14 protein-coding genes and 1 pseudogene are annotated in these 21893 nt (G+C 71.1%); 7 read left to right on the plus strand and 8 right to left on the minus strand.

From position 1 onward, the window contains the following. Positions 1-46: 46 nt before the first annotated feature. Positions 47-1384: an arginase family protein gene (locus tag O7617_RS18080; protein ID WP_348774139.1), complete on the plus strand. Its 1338-nt coding sequence runs from the start codon at positions 47-49 to the stop codon at positions 1382-1384. A 180-nt stretch (positions 1385-1564) separates the two neighbouring features. Here the strand turns inward: O7617_RS18080 and O7617_RS18085 are convergent, their stop codons facing one another. Continuing rightward, positions 1565-3529 carry a penicillin-binding transpeptidase domain-containing protein gene (locus O7617_RS18085; protein WP_282256954.1) on the minus strand — a complete coding sequence of 655 codons (1965 nt, stop codon included), beginning with the start codon at positions 3527-3529 and terminating at the stop codon, positions 1565-1567. A gap of 289 nt (positions 3530-3818) precedes the next feature. Here O7617_RS18085 and O7617_RS18090 point away from each other — a divergent pair, with 289 nt between their 5' ends. Continuing rightward, positions 3819-8900: an NAD-glutamate dehydrogenase gene (locus O7617_RS18090; RefSeq protein ID WP_282256955.1), complete on the plus strand. Its 5082-nt coding sequence runs from the start codon at positions 3819-3821 to the stop codon at positions 8898-8900. A gap of 73 nt (positions 8901-8973) precedes the next feature. Here the strand turns inward: O7617_RS18090 and O7617_RS18095 are convergent, their stop codons facing one another. Both O7617_RS18095 and O7617_RS18100 read right to left on the minus strand, forming a co-directional pair. Next, positions 8974-9663: a class F sortase gene (locus O7617_RS18095; RefSeq protein WP_282256956.1), complete on the minus strand. Its 690-nt coding sequence runs from the start codon at positions 9661-9663 to the stop codon at positions 8974-8976. Between the two features lies 1 nt (position 9664). Further along, complete coding sequence (locus tag O7617_RS18100) at positions 9665-10825, minus strand: hypothetical protein (RefSeq protein ID WP_282256957.1); 1161 nt, start codon at positions 10823-10825, stop codon at positions 9665-9667. A 619-nt stretch (positions 10826-11444) separates the two neighbouring features. On the opposite strand from O7617_RS18100, the gene O7617_RS18105 reads away from it, so the two are divergent. Beyond that, positions 11445-13226 carry a glycoside hydrolase family 6 protein gene (locus O7617_RS18105; protein ID WP_282256958.1) on the plus strand — a complete coding sequence of 594 codons (1782 nt, stop codon included), beginning with the start codon at positions 11445-11447 and terminating at the stop codon, positions 13224-13226. Positions 13227-13375: 149 nt separating this feature from the next. Here the strand turns inward: O7617_RS18105 and O7617_RS18110 are convergent, their stop codons facing one another. The 5 genes from O7617_RS18110 to O7617_RS18130 form a co-directional block, all read right to left on the minus strand. Further along, positions 13376-13762: a hypothetical protein gene (locus O7617_RS18110; protein WP_282256959.1), complete on the minus strand. Its 387-nt coding sequence runs from the start codon at positions 13760-13762 to the stop codon at positions 13376-13378. 78 nt (positions 13763-13840) lie between these two features. Next, the gene (locus O7617_RS18115; protein ID WP_282256960.1) at positions 13841-14149 is read right to left on the minus strand and encodes a hypothetical protein; all 309 of its coding nucleotides are present in this window, start codon (positions 14147-14149) and stop codon (positions 13841-13843) included. Positions 14150-14164: 15 nt separating this feature from the next. After that, positions 14165-15823 carry a sodium:solute symporter family protein gene (locus tag O7617_RS18120; protein WP_282256961.1) on the minus strand — a complete coding sequence of 553 codons (1659 nt, stop codon included), beginning with the start codon at positions 15821-15823 and terminating at the stop codon, positions 14165-14167. Between the two features lie 174 nt (positions 15824-15997). Then, positions 15998-16912 (minus strand): hypothetical protein, encoded by a 915-nt coding sequence (locus O7617_RS18125; protein ID WP_282256962.1) that lies wholly within the window; start codon positions 16910-16912, stop codon positions 15998-16000. Positions 16913-16923: 11 nt separating this feature from the next. After that, positions 16924-17517 carry a hypothetical protein gene (locus O7617_RS18130; RefSeq protein WP_282256963.1) on the minus strand — a complete coding sequence of 198 codons (594 nt, stop codon included), beginning with the start codon at positions 17515-17517 and terminating at the stop codon, positions 16924-16926. Positions 17518-17843: 326 nt separating this feature from the next. Here O7617_RS18130 and O7617_RS18135 point away from each other — a divergent pair. The 4 genes and pseudogenes from O7617_RS18135 to O7617_RS18150 all read left to right on the plus strand — a co-directional run. Continuing rightward, positions 17844-20162, plus strand: a pseudogene (locus O7617_RS18135) (nitrate- and nitrite sensing domain-containing protein); the annotation flags it as partial. 323 nt (positions 20163-20485) lie between these two features. Next, positions 20486-20908, plus strand: a complete 423-nt coding sequence (locus tag O7617_RS18140; RefSeq protein ID WP_282256964.1) for a roadblock/LC7 domain-containing protein — start codon at positions 20486-20488, stop codon at positions 20906-20908. Then, positions 20898-21287 (plus strand): DUF742 domain-containing protein, encoded by a 390-nt coding sequence (locus O7617_RS18145; RefSeq protein WP_278147699.1) that lies wholly within the window; start codon positions 20898-20900, stop codon positions 21285-21287. Before O7617_RS18140 ends, O7617_RS18145 begins: the two co-directional genes overlap by 11 nt. Continuing rightward, positions 21268-21870, plus strand: a complete 603-nt coding sequence (locus O7617_RS18150; protein WP_282256965.1) for an ATP/GTP-binding protein — start codon at positions 21268-21270, stop codon at positions 21868-21870. Before O7617_RS18145 ends, O7617_RS18150 begins: the two co-directional genes overlap by 20 nt. Positions 21871-21893 lie beyond the last annotated feature (23 nt).

The raw sequence follows: 21893 nt of genomic DNA on the forward strand, positions 1-21893 counted from the left end.
GGCCGGCGTTCCGGCCGGCCCGCCCGACCACCGAGGACGGGAGCTCATGATGCGCCGGATCGCCGTCCTCGACGCGCCGACGAACCTGGGTCTGCGACCGCCGACGCCCACGTCGGTGCCGGGTTGCGCCAAGGCCCCCGGTGCACTGCGCGACCACGACCTGCTGGCCCGGCTACGCGCCCGCGACGCCGGCTGTGTCACCCCGCCCCGGTACGACCCCGGCGACTGGCGGCCCGGCGACGGGGTGTGCCACGCCCGGGAGATCGCCGACTACTCACTGGCGCTCGCCGAGCGGATCGGCTCGATCATCGATCGGGGCGAGTTCCCGGTGGTGCTGGGCGGCGACTGCTCGGTGCTGCTCGGCTCGGCGTTGGCCATGCACCGCCTCGGCGAGGCCGTCGGCGGACGGATCGGGCTGGTCTTCGTGGACGGGCACTCCGATTTCCGGCACCCCGGCAACGCCTCCTACGTCGGTGCTGCCGCCGGTGAGGACCTGGCCCTGGTCACCGGGCGGGGGCAGGCCGACCTGGCCGCACTGGAGGGACGCCGCCCGTACTTCCGGGACATCGACGTGGTGGTGCTCGGCATCCGCGCCCAGGACGAGTACCGGCTCGACCTGCAGGCCGCCGGGATCACCACCCGCCCGGTCCCCGCGCTGCGGGCCGAAGGTGCCGCCCGGACGGCCCAGTGGGCGCACGAGCAACTCGCCGACTGCGCGGGCTACTGGGTGCACATCGACGTGGACGTGCTCGACCCGGCGGTGATGCCCGCCGTGGACGCCCCCGACCCGGGTGGGATCGCCTTCGCCGAGTTGGAGATCCTGCTCGCCGGTCTGGTCGACACCCCACACTGCCTCGGCGTCGAGCTGACCGTCTTCGACCCGGACTACGACCCGGACGGCTCGTACGCGGCTGAGATCGTCAACACCGTCGTCGCCGGCCTGGCCCCGGTCACCGCCCCGGAGGCGGTCCCGCCCCGACTGCTGTCGCCCCGGCCGACCCCCGCCCCTCGGCGCGGCGCTCCCGCCGACCGTGTGGAGCGGTCCGCCGGGGTGGAGCGGCTCGACGCGGGGCGTCCCGGCGGGGTGAACGGGTTCGACGCTGTGGGTCTCGTCGGCGTGGACGGTTCCGGTGGCGGGATGGCTGATGCCGGCCGGGACGGCGCGGTCGAGGCGGAGCAGTCGGGCATTCCCGGACCCGCCTACGCCGAGCCGTCGGGGGTGGCGGCCGTGATTGCGGTTGCGGTCGAGCGCGAACCGGTCGGCCCGCCCGCTTCGGCCGGCCCGGGCCTGCTCCGGCGAACCTCGCCGCCGGCCGAGGACTCTTCGGGGTCGAACTCCGCCAGCGAAAACGGCGTAGATCTGCACAAAGCAGACACCGCCTGAGTCGCTCGCGGGTCACCGGCCGCAGATCGACTCGCGTTCCCTGAAGTCGGGGTGTCTGATCGCGTCGGATAGCGCGGTTTCCCAGAACGCGAGTCGATCAACGCGGCCCCGGCGGTGCGCGCCGCGTTGGGGTGTCCCGGCGACGCGCGGTGGCCGCGGGTCGAGGGCGGGGTCGGTGGTTCAGGTGGCCGGGAGGGCGCGGAGGAAGCGCTCGGCGATCGGGACGGCCGAAGCCGTGCTGGCGCCACCCTTCTCCACGAACACGGCGAACGCCACGTCGCCCCGCCAACCGACGAACCAGGCGTGGGTGTGGGCCGGGTTGTCGTCGTACTCGGCGGTGCCGGTCTTGCCGTAGACCTCACCCGGCACATCCTTGAGGGCGCTGCCGGTGCCGGACGTGACCACCTCGCGCATCATCGACTTCAGCGCGGTGACCGATTCCGGCTTGAGCTGCTCGCCGGCCGGGGCGGGCTTGCCCGGCGCCGGGTCGAGCACCAGCTTCGGCTGTTCGAAGCGGCCTCGGGCGACGGCCGCGGTGGCACCGGCCATGGCCAGCGGACTGACCAGCGTGGTGCCCTGCCCGAACGAGGCGGCGGCCTGCTCGGCCAGGCTCCCGCCGGTCGACACCTTGCCGGTGAAGGCGTCCGTGCCGAGGTCCCACTGGCCCTCCAGGCCCAGCGAGCGGCCGGCGGCGGCCAGCCCGTCGCCGCCCAACTTCGGTGCCAGGGCCGCGAACGCGGTGTTGCAGGACTTGGCGAAGTCGGTGCGGAACGGCACCGAGCCGAGCTCGAAGTCGTCGGAGTTCTTGAAGGACCGACCGTCCACGGTGAAGGTCTTCGGGCACGCCACCGGCCCGTCCAGGGTGACCGCGCCCCGGTCCAGCAGGCCGAGTGTGCTGACCATCTTGAACGTGGAGCCCGGCGGCACCTGGGCGTTGAAGGCGAGGTTCTCACCGGCCGGACCGGGGCCGTTGGCCGCGGCGAGCACCGCACCGTCGCTGATCCGCAGCGCCACCAGGGAGGACCGGCGGGACTCGGCACGCAGAGCCCCGTCGGCCGCGTTCTGGACGGCGATGTCGAGCGTGGTCTTCAGCGGCTGGCCGGGCTGCGGCTCCCGACGGAACAGCTCCGTGCCGGTCGGCTCCAGCTTGCCGCCCTCGACGGGACGCTCGACCACCACGGTCAGCCCGGGGCCGCCGCGCAGCCGCTCGTCGTAGCGGCCCTGCAACCCGCCGTGCCCGACCAGGTCACCGGCGACGTACCGGTCCGGGTGGGCGGCGAGGTCGTCCGCCTGCGCCGGGTCGACGGTGCCGAGCACCGCCCGGGCGAACTCCCGGGTCGGCGCCAGGTCGACCTTGCCGGAGATGAACTTGGTCCCGGGTAGGTCGTAGATCCGGGGCTTGATCTGCCGGTACGCCTCCTCGCGCAGCGACACCACCTCGACGAAGGCCCCCGGCTCGGCCTCGGCCACCCGCTTGGGCAGGTCGCCCAGGTCGACGGCGGGGACCAGCGCCGGACGGATCGCCTTGAACGCGGCGTCGAGATCCTTGACGAGGTCCTTGATGTCGGCGACCCCGTCGGGCTGCACACCGACCCGCACCACCGGGCGGGGAGTCACGATCGGGTTGCCGGCGCTGTCCAGCACACCGGCCCGGGCACCGGCGTCGCGGCGCAACGCCATCCGGTCACCCTTGGTGAGCTGCTCGTGCACCACCCGTGGCTCCCAGATCACCTGCCACTGGTCGCCGTCGCCCTGGGCGAGGCGTACCTCCCGGTCGTACGTCCAACGGGTCTCACCCGGCAGGGACCACTCCACCTGGACCGTCGTGGTCGCGATGTCCGCCGTGACCTTCGGCTCGCCCCGACGCGTCAGTTTCGGGGGAGTGGCCGCCAGCTCACCGGACAGCTCCTTGATCTCGCGTGTCACGTCGGCCGACGGCAGCTTGCTGCCGGTCGGGTCGATCAGGCCGACCGCCTGGAGGTCACCGCTGCGCCAGCCGGACAGGAACGCGTCGACGGTGCGTTCCGGCCCGTCGTCACCCGAGCAGCCGGCCAGAACGCCGGCCGTGAGCACCGCCGCGGTGAGGGCGGCGGTCCGGCGGCGGGCGTGGTTCGGCCGGTGGGGCCGAGGGTACGACAACGGCATGGAGCTGGTCCTTCCGATCTCAGAGTGCCCTCGCACGGTAATACGCGAACGCCGTCCCCAACGTCCCCCGCGAGCGCGAGCGCGGCCAAAGACGGGCCGAGCCCGTGTGATGAACATCGCGTGGCGGGGTATCCCGCAGCCGGCCAACCTCGGACCCGCAACGGGTGAAAGGACGAAGTCCCGATCCGGACGTCTGGCCAGTGGTCCGCCGACGAAGGCGCAGAACGGCAGGGCCTAGGCTGGGCGGCAGAGTGACCCACAACGCGGTGGGTCGAGGGGAGTGGCACCGATGGACCGGCGTCCGGCGATCAAACCGGAACCCGACCTCCGGCAGGATGACTCCGGCCGGGACGACGACAACTTCGATTCGGCGACCGACGGAGACGGCTACGGCCGCCTCGACACGGGCGTCACCGGGCTGACCGGGTCGAGCATCGACACCCTTTACGATCTGGGCCTGCCGACTGAGGCGTTGGCCGACGACGTGGAGGACGCCGAGCTCGACGAGCCCGTTCCCAACGCGGAGCGCCTGGTGGCCCAGGCCGTCGCGCTCGCAGGGGACGACCACGACGCGGCGACACTCGTCGGCCGTTTCTGGCGGTTCGCGCCGGACGAGGAGTTGGTCGGCTTCACGGCCGAGGAGATGCTCGACGCGGCCCGGGCGCACCGGGATCTCGCCCAGCAGCGGGTTCCGGGCGAGTTGAAGCTGCGGATCCACGAACCGCACGCCGACCAGCACCACACCGTCGTCGAGATCGTCACCGACGACATGCCGTTCCTGGTCGACTCGGTCACCGCGCTGCTCAACTCGTACCACCTCGACGTGCACCTGCTGGTGCACCCGCTCGTGGTGGTCCGGCGGGAGCCGCTGGGCCGCCTCACCGAGGTCTCCGCGGACGTGGAGCCGGACGACGCGATCAGCGGCGACATCGTCGAGAGCTGGATGCGGATCGAGATCGACCCGGTCCGGGACGTGGCCGAGCGGGACCGGCTGCGCCGCGAGTTGCAGCGGGTGCTCACCGACGTGCGGGAGGCGGTCGAGGACTGGCCGAAGATGCGTCAGCGTGCCCTCGCGCTCGCCGACGAACTGGCCTCGACCCGCACCTCCGACAACCGCCCACCGGTGCCGGAGAAGGACATCACCGACTCGGTGGAGTTGCTGCGCTGGCTCGCCCACGACCACTTCACCTTCCTCGGCTACCGGGAGTACCGGTTGGTGGACGCCCCCGGGGGCGACGCGGCCGACCCGGTCGACGGCAAGGCCCTCGAAGCGGTGCTCGGCACCGGCCTCGGCATCCTTCGCTCGGATTCGCCGGACGCGCGGTCGCTGTCGTCGATGACGCCCGAGGCGCACGAGAAGGTGCTGGAGAAGCGCCTGCTGATCATCACCAAGGCCAACTCACGGGCCACGGTGCACCGGTCGGCCTACCTCGACTACATCGGCTTCAAGGTCTTCGACTCGTCCGGTGAGGTGATCGGCGAGCGGCGTTTCCTGGGCCTGTTCTCCACGGCCGCGTACCGGACCAGCGTCCGGGAGTTGCCGGTGGTCCGCCGTAAGGTGGCCGAGGTGCTGGACCGCTCCGGCCTGAGCCAGCGCAGCCACTCCGGCAAGGATCTGATCCAGATCCTGGAGACCTACCCGCGCGACGAGCTGTTCCAGATCAAGACCGACGACCTGTACCACGCGGTGATCGGCGTGCTGCGCATGGCCGGCCGTCGGCAGTTGCGGGTCTTCCTGCGTCGGGACGCGTACGGGCGGTTCATCTCCTGCCTGATCTACCTGCCCCGGGACCGGTTCACCACGCAGAACCGCCTGCGCATGCAGGACATCCTGCTGCGCGAGCTGAACGGTGTCGGGGTGGACTACACCACCCGGGTCACCGAGTCGATGCTCGCGCGGGTGCACTTCATCGTCCGCACCGACCCGACCCGGCCGCCCGGCGACATCGACGCCGACCTGCTGGCCGAGGAGCTGGCCGACGCGACCCGGCTCTGGGACGACGACTACCGGCTGGTGCTGGAGCGCAAGCTCGGCGACGAGCAGGCAAAGCACCTGTTCACCAGGTACGCCGACGCGTTCCCGGAGGGCTACAAGGACGGGCACACGCCGTACGAGGCGATGAAGGACCTGGCGAAGCTGGAGCTGCTGGAGGAGCCCGGCCAGCTGGAGATGCACCTGTTCCGCAAGCAGCTCGCGCCCCGGCCGGGCACCCGGGTGCCCGGTGCGGACCTGGCCGAGGCGATGGACGTCCGGTTCAAGGTCTACCGGTACGGCGAGCCGATGATGCTCTCCGCCGTGCTGCCGGTGCTGCACTCGCTCGGCGTGCGGGTGGTCGACGAGCACCCGTACGAGGTGGACCGGATCGACGGTCGGGTCTACCTGTACGACTTCGGCCTCATGCTGCCCGAGGGGCACCACGAGCTGGCCGAGGTCCGCCCGCACGTGGAGAACGCGTTCGCGGCGGCGTGGCGGGGCGAGGCCGAGGTGGACCGGTTCAACGAGCTGGTGCTGCGCGGCGGTCTGACCTGGCGGCAGGTGGTGGTGCTGCGGGCGTACGCGAAGTACCTGCGGCAGGCCGGCACGGTCTTCTCGCAGGACTACATGGAGCAGACCTTCGTCGCGTACCCGAAGATCGCCGCTCTGCTGGTGGAGCTGTTCGAGACCCGGTTCGCGCCGGGCGAGCAGACGAACGAGCAGCGCCGGAAGCGCAGCGGTGAGCTGGTGGAGACGATCCGGGGCGCGTTGGACGACGTGGCCAGCCTCGACCAGGATCGGATCCTGCGCTCGTACCTGACGCTGATCGAGGCGACCCTGCGGACCAGCTTCTACCAGAAGCGCGCCGACGGGCGACCGAAGGCGTACGTGGCGTTCAAGCTCGACCCGCAGGCCATTCCGGACCTGCCGGCGCCGCGACCGAAGTTCGAGATCTTCGTCTACTCGCCCCGGTTCGAGGGTGTGCACCTGCGGTTCGGGCCGGTGGCCCGGGGCGGGTTGCGCTGGTCCGACCGTCGGGAGGACTTCCGGACCGAGGTGCTCGGCCTGGTCAAGGCGCAGATGGTGAAGAACACCGTGATCGTGCCGGTGGGCGCCAAGGGCGGCTTCGTGTTGAAGCAGAAGCCGGGCGACCGGGACGAGGCGGTCGCCTGCTACCAGGAGTTCGTCGGAGCGATGCTCGACGTCACCGACAACATCGTCAGCGGGCAGATCGTGCCGCCCGAGGACGTGGTCCGGCACGACGGCGACGACCCGTACCTGGTGGTGGCGGCCGACAAGGGCACCGCGACGTTCTCCGACATCGCCAACGAGATCTCCAAGGCCCACAACTTCTGGATGGGCGACGCGTTCGCCTCCGGCGGGTCGGCCGGCTACGACCACAAGAAGATGGGCATCACCGCCCGGGGCGCCTGGGAGTCGGTCAAGCGGCACTTCCGGGAGCTGGGCCTGGACACGCAGACCCAGGACTTCACCGTGGTCGGCGTCGGCGACATGTCGGGCGACGTGTTCGGAAACGGGATGCTGCTGTCCGAGCACATCCGGTTGGTGGCCGCCTTCGACCACCGGCACATCTTCCTCGACCCGGAGCCGGACGCGGCCACCTCCTACGCGGAGCGTCGGCGGCTGTTCGACCTGCCCCGTTCCTCCTGGGAGGACTACAACCCGGAGCTGATCTCGGCCGGTGGTGGCATCTTCCCGCGTACCGCGAAGTCGATCCCGATCACGCCGCAGGTCCGGGCGGCGATCGGCCTCGGCGACGACGTCACGCAGATGTCGCCGCAGGACCTGATGAAGGCGATCGTCACCGCTCCGGTGGACCTCTTCTGGAACGGCGGCATCGGCACCTACGTCAAGGCGTCCAGCCAGACCAACGCGGAGGTGGGCGACAAGTCCAACGACGCGATCCGGGTGGACGGGCGCGACCTGCGGTGTCGGGTGGCGGGCGAGGGCGGCAACCTGGGCTGGACCCAGCTCGGCCGGATCGAGTACGCGTTGACGGGTGGCCGGATCTACACGGACTTCATCGACAACGCGGCCGGGGTGGACACCTCCGACCACGAGGTGAACATCAAGATCCTGCTGAACACCGCGGTGGCCGACGGCGAGTTGACCATGGCCGACCGCGACGAGCTGCTCGCCGGGATGACCGACGAGGTCGCGGAGCTGGTGCTGCGGGACAACTACGACCAGGCTCGGGCGATCAACAACGCCCAGGCCCAGGCCGCTTCGCTGCTTCCGGTGCACCGCCGGATGATCAACGAGTTGGAGCGTTCGGGCGGGTTGGACCGGGCGTTGGAGGCCCTGCCGCCGGACGAGGAGCTGGCGGTACGCAGCGAGTCCGGGCTGACCGCGCCGGAGTTCGCGGTGCTGCTCGCGTACGTGAAGATCGTCCTGGAGCGGGAGATCCTCACCGAGGGGCTGGCGGACGAGGAGTGGACGACCGACGTCCTGGTCAACTACTTCCCGACGCCGATGCGTGAGCGGTTCGCCGACCGGATGGGCCGGCACCGGCTGCGCCGGGACATCGTCACCACGGTGCTCGTCAACGAGGCGATCAACCGGGGCGGCATCTCGTTCATCTTCCGGGTGGTCGAGGAGACCGCGGCCAGCGCCGCTGACGTGATCCGGGCCTACGTGGTGGTCAGCGAGGTGTTCGGTCTGCGCGACCTGTGGGACGCGGTCGAGGCGCTGGACAACAAGGTGGCGCCCGAGTTGCAGACGAGCGTCTACCTGGACACCCGTCGTTTGCTCGACCGTGCGGTGCGGTGGTTGGTCTCCAACCGGCGCTCGCCGATCGACGTGCCGGCTGAGATCGCCCGGCTGCGCGACGGTGTCACGCGGCTGTTGCCGGGGCTCGAGGAGCTGTTCTACGGCAACGAGCGGCAGGGCATCGCGGCGCACATGGATTCGATGACCGAGCGTGGGCTGCCCCGCGAGCTGGCCGAGCGGGCGACCCGGCTGATGTACAGCTTCGGTCTGATGGACGTGGTGGAGACCGCCAACGCCACCGGGCGGGACGTCAGCGAGGTGGCCTCGGTCTACTTCGTGCTGTCCGACCTGTTCCGGGTGGACTCGCTGCTGTCGAAGATCTCCCTGCTGCCTCGGGAGGACCGCTGGCAGACCCTTGCCCGGATGGCGCTGCGCTACGACCTGTACGCCGCGCTGGCCGCGCTCACCGCCGAGGTGCTCGACTCCACACCTGACGACCTGCCGCCGCACGAGCGGGTGCAGCAGTGGGAGCAGTCGAACGCGACCTCCATCCACCGCGCTCGGCGCGCGATGGGTGAGTTCGACGAGTCGCGGGCGGATCTCGCCGCCCTGTCGGTGCTGCTGCGCCAGATCCGTACCCTGGTGCGGACCTCCGCAGCCGCCTGAGTCGGGTACGCCGGACGCGGTCCGGCCGATCGGGGATGACCCGATCGGCCGGACCGCTCTCGTTCGTCGCCGGTCACGCCGCCAGGGTGGCGAAGACGACGATGTTGTCCGGGTAGCTCTTGGCGACCTCGTCGAACTGGCCGCCGCAGGTGACCACCCGCAGGCCGGGCCGGTCGCTGGGTCCGTACACCAACTCGGTGGGGAAGGCCGTCTTCGGGTACGACTTCACCGAGTCGACGGTGAAGGTGGCGGCCACCCCGTCGGTCCGTCGCACGGTGATGGTGTCGCCCGGGACGAGGGCGCCCAGGTCGAAGAAGACGGCCGGGCCGAGCACCGCCGAGTCGACGTGCCCGACGATCACCGCGTTGCCCGTCTCGCCGGGGCTCGCGCCCGGCTCGTACCAACCGGCTTTGTCGGCCTGGTCCAGCGGGGGGACCTGGACGGTGCCGTCCGGGTTGGTGCCCAGCGACATGATCGTCGCGGCGACACCGATCCGGGGGATCTCGATGCTCGTCGGCGCGGAACGAGCCAGGCCGGCGGGCGCTTCCCCGACCTGCTGACCATCGATCGGGCGGGTGTCGTCGGGGGTGCGGGTGGCCTCGGGTCCGGCCTGGGCCAACGGCTGCGGCGGTCGGGGAGCGGGCGTGGTCTTCAGCGAGGCGCCGATCATGCCGGCGCCGATCATGGCCATGGTGACGACGACGGCCGCGCCGGCGGCACGCCACGGTTTCCCGTGACGGCCGCCGGCCCGTGTCGCCGACACGTCAGACGAGCGAACCATCGGTCCGCCGACGACGCATCAGCACGATCCCGCCCAGCGCGGCAGCGCCGAGCAGGCCCGCCCCGCCGGTGGCCAGGCCCCGGTCGGTGCCGGCGCCGACGCCGCCGTCACCACCGTCGACACCGCCGTGCGGCAGCACGACGAGCTCGCCCTCGCCGCACGAGCCCTTGAGCTCGTAGCGACCCGGCTTCGCGTCCTTGTCGACCTTGGCCTCGCCGTAGTAGACGAACTCGCGCTCCTTGTCCCAGTCGCGCTCGTCCGAGCCGCGGTCCTCGGACTCCCAGCCCTTGTCCGAGCCGTACTCGTCGGAGCCGCGCTCGTCGGAGCCGTAGCCGCCGCGCTCGTCGGAGCCGTACTCGTCGGAGCCGTGGCCCTTGTTCTCCCAGCCCTTGTCCGAGCCGTACTCGTCGGAGCCGCGCTCGTCCGAGCCGTAGCCGCCGCGCTCGTCCGAGCCGTACTCGTCGGAGCCGTGGCCCTTGTTCTCCCAGCCCTTGTCCGACTCGCGCTCGTCCGAGCCACGGCCGTGGGACTCCCAGTCCTTCTTGCCTTCGTCCTTGGAGTCCCAGTCCTTCTTGTCGCGGCTGTCGTCCGCGTCCTGGCCGTGCTCCTCGCCCTTCCAGTCCTTGCCACCCTCGTCGGCGGCGGCGTCGGCGGCAGCGCCGCCACCCTGGCCGCCCTTGTCGTCCTTGCCCTTGTCGTCCTTGCCGTTCTCGTCCTTGCCCTTGTCGTCCTTGCCGTTCTCGTCCTTGCCCTCGTGGTCCTTGCCCTTGTCGTCCTTGCCCTTGTCGTCCTTGCCGTGCTCGTCCTTGCCGTGCTCGTCCTTGCCGTTCTCGTGGTCGCCGGAGTTCTCCTCCTCGCCCCACTTGCGGTCCTCACCCCGGTCGTCACGCACCGGCTTGAGATCGACCTTGCCGGTGACCTTGGACCACACGTACGCGTGCTCCTGGCGATCCGGGCAGATCTCGAGGAGCTTGACCTCTTCGCCGGCCTTGACCACGTGCGGCTTGGCGTAGACCTTGCCGTCACGGTCCTTGCCGCCGTCGTGGTGACCCTCAGCGAACGCGATCCCCGGCGCGAACACCAGGAGCGATGCACCGCCGAGCGCGGCACCCGCTACGACCTTCCCGAGCATCTTCTTAGCCATGACCTGCGTCACTCCATCCCTGTTGTCCTGTGCCCGGCGACAACCGAGCTAAGACCGACGTTAGACGGTTTCATGACTTATGAAGTGAAAGATTCGCGTTTTGACCTTTGCTCCGGCTAGGCACTGAAGGTGAGTTAAGCGGCTTTCGCCGCTCTGAGTGCCGCCTCAGGCATCCAGCCGCCCGTCCGGGTGGTCCACGGCGGTCTCGGCCTCCGCGTCGTCGGCATCGCCGGATCGTCCGCTGCTGCCGTGCGTCGTTCCGCCAGGTGCCTGGTGAGCACGTCCGGGGGTATCGTCCGAAACGAGCGCCGGGCTGATCTCCGCCGCCCCCGCGCATCGAGCCATTGCCATGGAAGCGCTCCCATGCAAGAATCGGCGAACGCGGTTCGGGGAGCCATACCGCGCAGGCTGGGAGTCGAGGGCACCGGTTCACCGGGCGACGTTCCGCCGATCGATCGACCGCTGCACCGGTCGGTCACGCACCACCACCACCCTCGCCCGTCCGGGCCGGGCACCCCCGAAATCCCGTTGGCGCCGGCGGCCGTCCGTCACAGGACGCTCACCGGGCCGTCTCGCCGGGCCGTACGCGAGCCCGGTCTCGCCCAAGGAGATCAGTGGCATGAATGTGTGGAGAAGGCTTACCGGCCCACGCCGGGCCCTAGCGCTCGCCGGCGCGGGCGCCCTGGTCGCCGGTGGGCTGGTGACGATTCCGGTTAGCGCGGCGCAGGCCGCGACGCAGTGCGACATCGCCTACACGACCAACGACTGGCAGGGCGGCTTCACCGCGAACATCACCATCAAGAACCTCGGCGACCCGGTCAACGGCTGGACGTTGGGCTGGACCTTCCCCAACTCCAGCCAGCGGGTGCAGCAGGGCTGGTCGGCTACGTACACCCAGTCCGGCAGCCAGGTCACCGCCCGGAGCATGTCCTACAACGGCACCCTCGGCACCGGTGCGTCGACGACCCTCGGCTTCAACGGCGCGTGGAGCGGCAGCAACCCGAAGCCGACCTCGTTCACCCTGAACGGCGTCGTCTGCAACGGTGGCACCCCGCCCACCACCACGCCCCCGCCGACCGACCCGCCGCCCACCACCACGCCTCCGCCGACCGACCCGCCACCCACGACCAACCCGCCGCCCGGCACGAAGGTCGACAACCCGTACGCCGGGGTGCGCGGCTACGTGAACCCGGAGTGGAAGGCCAAGGCGGACGCCGAGGCCGGCGGCAGCCGGATCTCCAACAACCCGACGGCCGTCTGGCTGGACCGGATCGCCGCGATCAACGGCACGCCGGACAGCAGCTCCAACGGCGCCTTCGGGGTGAAGGACCACCTGGACGAGGCGCTGCGCCAGGGCGCCGGCTACATCCAGTTCGTGATCTACAACCTGCCCGGCCGGGACTGCTCGGCGCTCGCCTCCAACGGTGAGCTGGGCCCGGACGAGCTGCCGAAGTACAAGGCCGAGTACATCGACCCGATCGCCGCGATCCAGGGCGACCCGAAGTACAGCAGCATCCGGATCATCAACATCATCGAGATCGACTCGCTGCCGAACCTGGTGACCAACACCTCCGGCCAGCCCGGCGGCACGGTCATGTGCGACACGGTCAAGGCCAACGGCGCCTACGTCAACGGCGTCGGCTACGCCCTGGCCAAGCTGGGCTCGATCGGCAACGTCTACAACTACATCGACGCCGGGCACCACGGCTGGCTCGGGTGGGACAGCAACTTCAACCCCTCCGCCGAGATCCTGAAGACCGCCGCGGTCGCCTCCGGCAGCACGGTCAACAACGTGCACGGCTTCATCACCAACACCGCCAACTACTCGGCGCTGCAGGAGCCGTACTTCAAGGTCACCGACAACGTGAACGGCCAGACGGTGCGGCAGTCCAAGTGGATCGACTGGAACTACTACGTCGACGAGCTGTCGTTCGCCCAGGCGTTCCGGAGCAAGCTGGTCTCGTTGGGCTTCAACTCCAACATCGGCATGCTGATCGACACCTCCCGCAACGGTTGGGGCGGCTCCGCCCGGCCCACCGGCCCGGGCGCGACGACCAGCGTCGACACGTACGTCAACGGTGGCCGCGTCGACCGACGGCTGCACCTCGGCAACTGGTGCAACCAGGCCGGTGCCGGTCTCGGTGAGCGGCCTCGGGTGGCCCCGGCGACGGGTATCGACGCCTACGTCTGGGTGAAGCCTCCGGGCGAGTCGGACGGCTCCAGCAAGGAGATCCCGAACAACGAGGGCAAGGGCTTCGACCGGATGTGCGACCCGACGTACGGCGGTAACGCCCGCAACGGCAACAACCCGTCGGGCGCCCTGGCCGACGCGCCGATCTCCGGTGCGTGGTTCTCCGCCCAGTTCCAGGAGCTCATGCGCAACGCGTACCCGGCGCTCTGACCGGAACGCTCCCGCACCAACCCGCTTCCGGCAGTAGGTGAGGCACTGCCGGCGGCAGGTTCCCCCCGGGTCCCCGGCCCGACCGCTCTGGTCGGGTCGGGGACCCCCCTCGTGCTCCGGGCTGGGGCCGCTGGTCGACTCCCACGTCGTCAGGGCACGGTGCGTTCGATCGCCGCCCGGCCCTGCTCGGCCAGGTCGCGGCGTGCCCTGTCCAGGTTCTCCGGGGTGAGGTCCTGGCCGCGGGCCAGCACCAGGTCCTCCGGTTCCCACTGTTGCTCGGCCCCGGTGCGGATGTTGTCCCCGCCGGCGCCGGTGCCGGTCCCGGTCGCCCCGGTGCCGGCGCCGTACGGGTCGCCGATCAGCTCGTCGGTGTCCGGGGCGAGGTCGCCCGGTCGGCTGCGGGGTTCGGCGAAGGTCGGAGTGTCCCGGTCGGGGCCACCCCCGGTCCGCAGTTGCGGCACGGTGGCGTCATCGTCCACCGCCGAGGCCACCTCCGGGCTGTCCTCCAACGGCGGTTGGCGATCGCGATCGGTCATGGTGCTGCCTCCTGTGTCCGACACGCTGATCCCCTCGCGTACCCCCTTGTGCCGCGCTCATGCCGCCCGGCCCGGCGGTCAGCTGCCGGGCTGCTGCTCGTTCGGGGCCGGCGGCTCCGCCGGGCGCAGCCACTGCCAGAGCAGCATGAGCAGGCCGAAGGCGAGCATCACCAGCCCGGCCCACAGGTTGATCCGGACACCCTCGGCCTTGTCGATCTCGGCCCGACTGTCGAAGACCCCGATCAGCGTCACGATGACCCCGTACGCGACGAAGAGGCCACCGATCACCCGGCGGATGTCGAACAGTCGGGCGGCGGCAGAGCGCCGCTGTTCCGCCTGGGTCTCGTCGATCAGCGGGTCCTTCGCCGGCTGGCCGTCGTTGCTCATCTGTCCAACCCCTTTCTAGAAGACCGGGATGTAGAAGAGGGCGGCCAGCGCGACGGCGATCACGCCGAGCAGCACCGGGGAGCGGTACCAGGCGGCGTCCCCGGCGAGGACGTCACCCTTCAGGTCGACGCCGCCCAGGCCGTACACCAGCCCGCGCAGTTCCTCGTCGCGCTTGGGGGCGGTGAGCGGGGTGAGGACCACGGCGACGATCGCCACCGTGACGAACGCGATGCCCGCGCCCCAGAAGCTCTCCTCCAGGTCGGAGTTGAAGTCGATCACGCCGCCCTTGTAGAGCAGGTAGGTCGCCAGCGACGCCAGGGTGCCCAGCAGCAGTGACCAGAAGCCGGCCAGCGCGGTCATCCGCTTCCAGAACATGCCGATGATGAAGGTGGCGAACAACGGGGCGTTGAACAGCGAGAAGAGAGCCTGGATGTAGTTCATGATGTTGCTGAACCCGGCCGCGATGAACGCGGTGCCGATGCCGATCACCACGGCGGCGACCGTCGCCCACCGGCCGACCCGCAGGTAGTACTCGTCCGAGCGGCCGGGACGGAGGTACGCCTGCCAGATGTCGTAGGTGAAGACGGTGTTGAAGCCGCTCACGTTGGCCGCCATCCCCGCCATGAACGAGGCGAGCAGGCCGGTGACCGCGACCCCGAGCACGCCGTTGGGGAGCAGGTCGCGCATCAGCAGCGGGATGGCGTTGTTGTACTGCAGATCGCCGCTCTCGGCACCCAGACCCTTCACCGTCACCAGGGCCACCAGGCCGGGGATCACCGTGACCAGGGGGATGAACAGCTTCGGGTACGCGGCGATGATCGGCGTACGCCGGGCGGCGCTCATGTTCTTCGCCGAGAGGGCGCGCTGCACCTCGGCGAAGTTCGTCGTCCAGTAGCCGAACGACAGCACGAAGCCGAGGCCGAAGACGATGCCGATCCAGTGGGCGCCCAGGGGGTTCGCCGTGCTGCCGGTGTCCTGCCACGCGTGCAGCCCCGCCTCGCCGAGCTTGGAGTCGCCCACCGCGTCCATCAGGCCGTTCCAACCGCCGACCTTGACCAGGCCGATCACGGTGACCGGGATGAGACCGGCGAGGATGACGAAGAACTGGAGCACCTCGTTGTAGATCGCCCCGGACAGACCGCCGATCGTGATGTACGCCAGCACGATCGCCGCGCCGACCACGATCGCCGTCCAGAGCGGCCAGCCGAGCAGCGCCTGCATGACCAGGGCCAACGCGTAGAGGTTCACCCCGGCGATCAACACCTGGGCGACGGCGAAGCTGAGCGCGTTCAGCAGGTGGGTGGGGCGGTTGAACCGCAGCCGCAGGTACTCCGGGACGCTGCGGACCTTCGAGCCGTAGTAGAAGGGCATCATCACGATGCCCAGGAAGACCATCGCCGGCACGGCGCCGATCCAGTAGTAGTGGACCGTCATCACGCCGTACTGGGCGCCGTTCGCGGCCATTCCGATGATCTCCAGCGCGCCCAGGTTGGCCGAGACGAAGGCGAGACCGGTCACCCAGGCCGGGAGGGACCGACCGGAGAGGAAGAAGTCGACGCTGGTCCGGATCGCCCGGCGGGCGGCGAAGCCGACGCCGAGGACGGTCACGAAGTAGAGGGCGAGAATCAGGTAGTCCAGCCCGTTCATGTTCAGTCGAAGACCGCCGCCGTCCATGCCGTCACCCCTCGTCCCGACCTCCACGCGATTGACCGCGCGCGCCCTATTACCCGGGAAGGGTGGTTTCATTCCCGTTGCAGGAATCCGGCGCTTTCCGCCCGGGTCGGGGCGCTTCGACAACGCAGGGGCGCCTCGGCCGGTCGGCCGAGGCGCCCCTGTCAGTCGTGTGACTCAGCGGCCCAGTACGCGGTCCAGGAAGTCCCGGTAGTTGCGTACCGCCATCCGCAGTTGCTCGGTGTCGGCCGAGCCGGCGTCCTGCCACCCACCGAGCGTGGTCTTCTGCGCCGCCAACGCTGAGGAGAGGGCCTGGATGGCCTCCTCCACCAGCGACTGCGCCTCGCCGGCCGCCGCGTGCGGATCGTCGACGAAACGCAACTGCACGTCGCGCCAGCGGTCCCGGAAGCCCTGGGCGGTGTCGGTGTCCAGGAGTGTGGCCGCCGCGGTCGCGACCGTCGAGCCGGCGGGCCGCGACGTCCCGGCGGACTCCAGCGAGGTGCCGGTGTCCTCGGTGTGGGCGGGGTCGCCGTCCGCGTCGGGGTCGACCATCTCCGGCGTCGCGCTGCCGTAGCCGGCGCCGTCGGGCCGCTCGTCGTCGACGTCGGTGTGGCGGCGGTGCAGCTCGGCGGTGGGGTCGGCGCGCAGACCCTCCCGCTCGCCGTCCTCGGCACCGTCGCCGGGCTGGGCCGTCCGTTCCGCCCGGGGGTCCGGCTGGTCCTCGGGGCGCGGGCTGGCCAGCGCGGACGCGGCCACCGCGTCGGCCACCGTGGTGGCGCCGAACGTCGTCGGCAACGGCCCCGGCTCGTGGAAACCGCCCTCGTCGGTGGACCGGTCGTCGCGCCGGTGGCGCTGGTCCCGCTCGTCGCCGGCCAGGTCGTCCGCGGCGTCCCGTTCGCTGCCGGCCGTCCGCTCCGAGTCGGTCGACGGATCGCGGTCGGTGCTCTGGTCGTCGAAGGTGCCCCGCTCGTCGAGGGCGTCCTCCGGGACGTCGGAACGGCCGGCCCGATCACCGGCCGGGGGTACCGGCACGGGCGCGGAGCGGACCGCCTCCGGATGGTCGTTGCTCACCTGCTGCTCTTCCTGGCGCATCGGTGGCCTCCTCAGCGGCTCGTGGCGTCGTGGTCCGGGTGGTGGCGTTGTTCGGGCGTGCGGTGGCCGAGCGGTTCCTCGCCGAGCAGGTCGGTGAAGAGCGCCCGGTAGTGCACGACTGCCTGCCGAAGCTCCTCGGTGCTCGCCTCGCCCCGGGTGTTGCGCAGGTGGATGTCGTGCGCGTCCCGGTAGTTGGTCAGCGTGCGGGCGTGTTCGACGGAGAGGTGCGCGATCTGGTCGGAGAAGTCCCCGGTCGGGTAGCCCTGCTCCTCGATGAGCCGGGTGACCAGTTCGTCGGCGTCGCCCACCGTCTCGCCGGGCGAGTCGATGAAGCGGACCTGTAGTTCCTCCCAGGCGGCGCTGTAGCGGGCCCGGGATTCCGGGGTGAGCGGGGTGAGCGAAAGCTCGGCGTGCCGGCGTTCCCGGTCGCGCAGCTCGCGCTCCGCGGCGGACCGGCTGTCCTGCTCGGCCACCACCCGGTCGTACTCCGGTCCGAACCGGGAGCGCAGCGCGCGACGGCGGCTGAGCGACCGGGCGGCCACGGCCAGCGCCGCGACGACCACCAGCACGACGAGCACGATGACGATTACCTGAGTGGGCGACATGGGCTCCTCCTTCGTCGTCTGGTATTCCCTCCGGACACTGATCGCCAATCCCGATCCGGGAGACTTTCCTGACGAGCGACGCGACTCGCTGCGCGGCCGAAAACTGGACCTGTTCCAGAAAAATGGACGTTCGTCGTCGCCCGGTCGGCCGAATACCGGAGCGTCGATGTCGGCGCGACGGGCGGTAGTGCAACCGCCCCCGATTACGTATCCTGCCCAAGGCGCCCGCGCCGGTGCCCGGCTTCGACGCCGGGCAGACACCCGGCCGGCGCGTTGCCCGGCGGTGCCGGCGCCCCTCCTGCCACCCCCTGCACGGGCGAGGTCTGATGAGAACCCGCGACTGGCCGATCCGCTCGAAGCTGACCGCACTGGTCGTCGCGCCGGTGACCGCGCTGCTGGCCCTGTGGATCTTCGCTACGACGCTGACCTTCGGCCCCGCGCTGAACCTGCTCTCCGCGCGCACACTGCTGTACGACCTGGGTCGTCCCGGCGAGGCCGTGGTCACCGAGCTGCAACGCGAACGCCGGCTCTCGGTGGTGCAGCTCGCCGGGACCACCGAACTGCCGGCACTGACCGAGCAGCGTCAGCGCACCGATCGGGCGATCGCCGAGCTGCGCCGCCGGATCGACGGTGAGGCGCTGCGCGACGCCGCCGACGACCTGTTGGAGGACCGGGTCGACCGGCTGGTCACCGCCCTGTCGGCGCTGCCGACCGGTCGCGGCTTCATCGACGGTCGATTGATGGACCGCACCGGCGTGATCGGCCTCTACAGCGGGATGGTCTCGGCGGCCTTCCAGGCGTTCTCCGCGATGGCGAACCTGACCGACCCCGGCCTCAACCGGCAGGCTCTGGCGCTCACCGCGCTGGGCCGATCCCGAGAGCTGCTCGGCCAGACCGACGCCATGCTGGCCGGAGTGCTGACCACCGGTCGGTTCGCCGCTGGTGAGCACGCCCAACTCGTCCAGATGATCGGCAACCAGCGGTGGCTCACCGAGAGCGCGGTCGCCGACCTGCCCGCGGCGGGGCGTACCGCGTACCAGCGGCTGAGCGAGAGCCCTGACTTCACCAGCGTGCGCGCCATGCAGGACGCGCTGATCGGGGCCAACAGATCAGGTCGACCGCCGGTGGACGCGGCGACCTGGCAGGCCGGGCACGACGCCGTCCAGCAGCAACTCCGCGACTTCGAGCTGGACGAGGCCGACGACCTCACCGACCGCTCCGTGCCGATGGCCGTCGGGATCCTGGCCCGGCTGGCCGCGGCCGGGGTGCTCGGGCTCGTCGCCGTGGTGGTCTCGGTGCTGGTGGCGTTGCGGGTCGGCCGCACCCTGGTCCGGCGGCTCAGCGGCGTCCGCACCGCCGCACTCGACCTGGCCGAGCACCGTCTGCCGGACGTGGTGACCCGGCTGCGTCGCGGTGAGCAGGTGGACGTCGCCCGAGAGGCGCCGCCGCTGGAGTACGGCCACGACGAGATCGGGGAGGTCGGGCGCGCCTTCACCGAGGTGCAGCGCACCGCCGTCCAAGCCGCGGTGGACGAGGTCACCCTGCGTCGCGGGCTCAACGAGGTCTTCCTCAACATCGCCCGTCGCAGCCAGAGCCTCGTCCATCGTCAGCTGCACCTACTGGACCGGATGGAGCGCCGCGCGGAGGACCCGGACGAGCTGTCCGAGCTGTTCCAGGTCGACCACCTGGCCACCCGGCTCCGTCGGCACGCCGAGGACCTGGTCATCCTCGCCGGTTCCGCGCCCGGCCGCGGTTGGCGCAACCCCGTCGCGATGGTCGACCTGATCCGCGGGGCGATCTCCGAGGTCGAGGCGTACGACCGGGTGGACATCGCCGGCGTACAGCCGGCCGGAGTTCTGGGCCGGGCGGTCGGCGACATCATCCACCTGCTCGCCGAGCTGGTCGAGAACGCCACCGCCTTCTCCCCGCCGGACACCCGCGTCACAATCGTCGGGGAACAGGTGGCCAACGGGTACGCCCTGGAGATCACCGACCAGGGGCTGGGCATGTCCGTCGCGGCGCTGGAGACCGCCAACGCCAGGCTGGCCAGCTCGCCCGAGTTCGACCCCGCCCAGAGCGCACGACTCGGCTTGTTCGTGGTGGCCCGGCTCGCGGCCCGGCACAACGTACGGGTGCGGCTGCGGCCCTCCGGCGACGGCGGGGTGACCGCTGTGGTGCTGGTCCCCACCGACCTCGTCACAGCCGAACCCCCGGCCGGTCCCGACCCTGCCACGCTGGGTGCCGACCCGGCCGACTCCGGCCGTCGACTGGTCCGCCCGACGCGCCGGGACACCGTGCCCCGTGCCCGCACCCGCCCGCCGACGGCCTCGTCCACCGCGTCGGGCCGGACGGCTGTCGTGACCGCGCCGGGTTCGGCCACCGCACCGGCTGCGCCGGGTTCGGCCGCTCTCGGCGCACCCGCGTCCGGAGTGTCGACCTCGGACACGTCGCCGCCGAACGGGCCTGGCGACGCCGGGTCGGCCGAGACGGTCGACGACGAGCTCGACGGCCTGCCCCGCCGGGTGCGACGCCGTACGCCCACCGCACGACCGCGGTCAACCGTCGCCGACACCCCGTCGCCCCGGTCCCCGGAGGAGGTCCGCCGGGTGATGGCCGCCCTCCAGGCCGGAACCGCGCGCGGACGCGCCACCGTGATCACCCCACCGGCACCGACCTCGGCACCGGCATCGCAGTCGGCACCGGCACCTACCTCGGCACCGGCACCTACCTCGGCACCGGCACCGGCATCGCAGGCGGCACCGGCGGCACCGAGCCCGGCACCGGCACCGCACCGGGCACCGGCACCGCACCGGGCACCGGCACCGAACCCGGGACCGGCGCCGAACCCGGCAGCGGCGACGCCGCCGGCAGGAACGGCACCGACGGTGCCAGGCGGCCCGGCGATCCCGGCTGCTCCCGCAGGCCCGAAGACCACCCCCGACCCGACCGCTACTGAGAGGGACGCCTAGTGCGGCATTCGACGAAGCAGAGCGCCGGCCTCGACTGGCTGCTCGACGAACTGGTGCAACGGGTTCCGGCTGCCCGGCAGGCGGTGGTGCTCTCCGCCGACGGCCTGCTCCTCGGCTGTTCGGCCGACCTGGAGCGGGCCGACGCGGAGCACCTCTGCGCGCTCGCTGCCGGCTTCTCCAGCCTGGCGCGGGGCGCGAGCCGACACGTGGACGGCGGTCCGGTCCGGCAGACCGTGGTGGAGATGGAGTCGGCGTACCTCTTCGTCACCGCCGCCGGTCAGGGTGCCTGCCTGGCGGTGGTGAGCGACGCCGACGCGGACATCGGGCTGGTCGCCTACGAGATGGCGATGCTCGTCATCCGGGTGGGGGAGAGCCTCTCCGCGCCGGCCCGGTCGTCGGCGGGAGCCGGTGATGCGGACTGAGCCGCCCGGGCCGCAGCACGAGTGGCTGGATGGTGACGCCGGTCCGGTAGTGCGCCCGTACACCCTCACCGGGGGACGGGTACGCTCCGCCGTCGACGGCTTCAACCTGGTCGCGTTCGTGCTGGCCGGATCGGACGTCGACGCGGCGAGTCACCCGCACCTGCTCCCGGAGCATCGACGGCTGGTCGCGCTGTCCCGCCGGCCGGTGTCGGTGGCCGAGCTGGCAGCCGAGCTGGACCTCGCGGTCGGTGTGGTCCGGGTCCTGCTCGGTGATCTCCTGGCCGAGGGCCTGGTAGCGGTGCACGAGCCGCCGGCCGCCGGCATCCTTCCCAACGACGACATTCTCAAGGCGGTGGTCAGTGGACTCCGTGCGCTATGACCATGTGGGCACCAGCACCACCATCCCGCTGGCACTGAAGATCCTCATCGCGGGAGGCTTCGGGGCCGGTAAGACGACGTTGGTGAGCGCCCTGAGCGAGGTCCGTCCGTTGCAGACCGAGGAGGTGCTGACCGGCGCCGGGATCGGCACCGACGACATCTCCGGGGTGGAGGGCAAGTCGACCACCACGGTGGCGATGGACTTCGGCCGGATCACCATCAACGACGACCTTCAGGTCTACCTGTTCGGCACCCCGGGTCAGGACCGGTTCTGGTTCCTGTGGGACGAGTTGGCCTTCGGCGCCCTCGGCGCGGTGGTGCTCGCCGACACCCGTCGACTGGCCGACTGTTTCCCCTCCATCGACTACTTCGAGCAGCGGGGTATCCCGTTCGTGGTGGGCGTGAACTGCTTCGACGACTCCCGGCGGTTCAACCTGGAGACCGTACGCCGAGCGCTCGACCTGGACCCGGACGTGCCGATGGTGCTCTGCGACGCCCGGGACCGGCAGTCCGGGAAGATGGTGTTGATCTCACTGGTGGAGCACGTGGCCCGGCAGCGGGGGGAGCCGGTGCCTGCGGCCTGAGAACCGGGCGGGAAAGCCGGTTA

It is taken from the genome of Micromonospora sp. WMMD1155, assembly GCF_029581275.1.
GTDB lineage: Bacteria > Actinomycetota > Actinomycetes > Mycobacteriales > Micromonosporaceae > Micromonospora.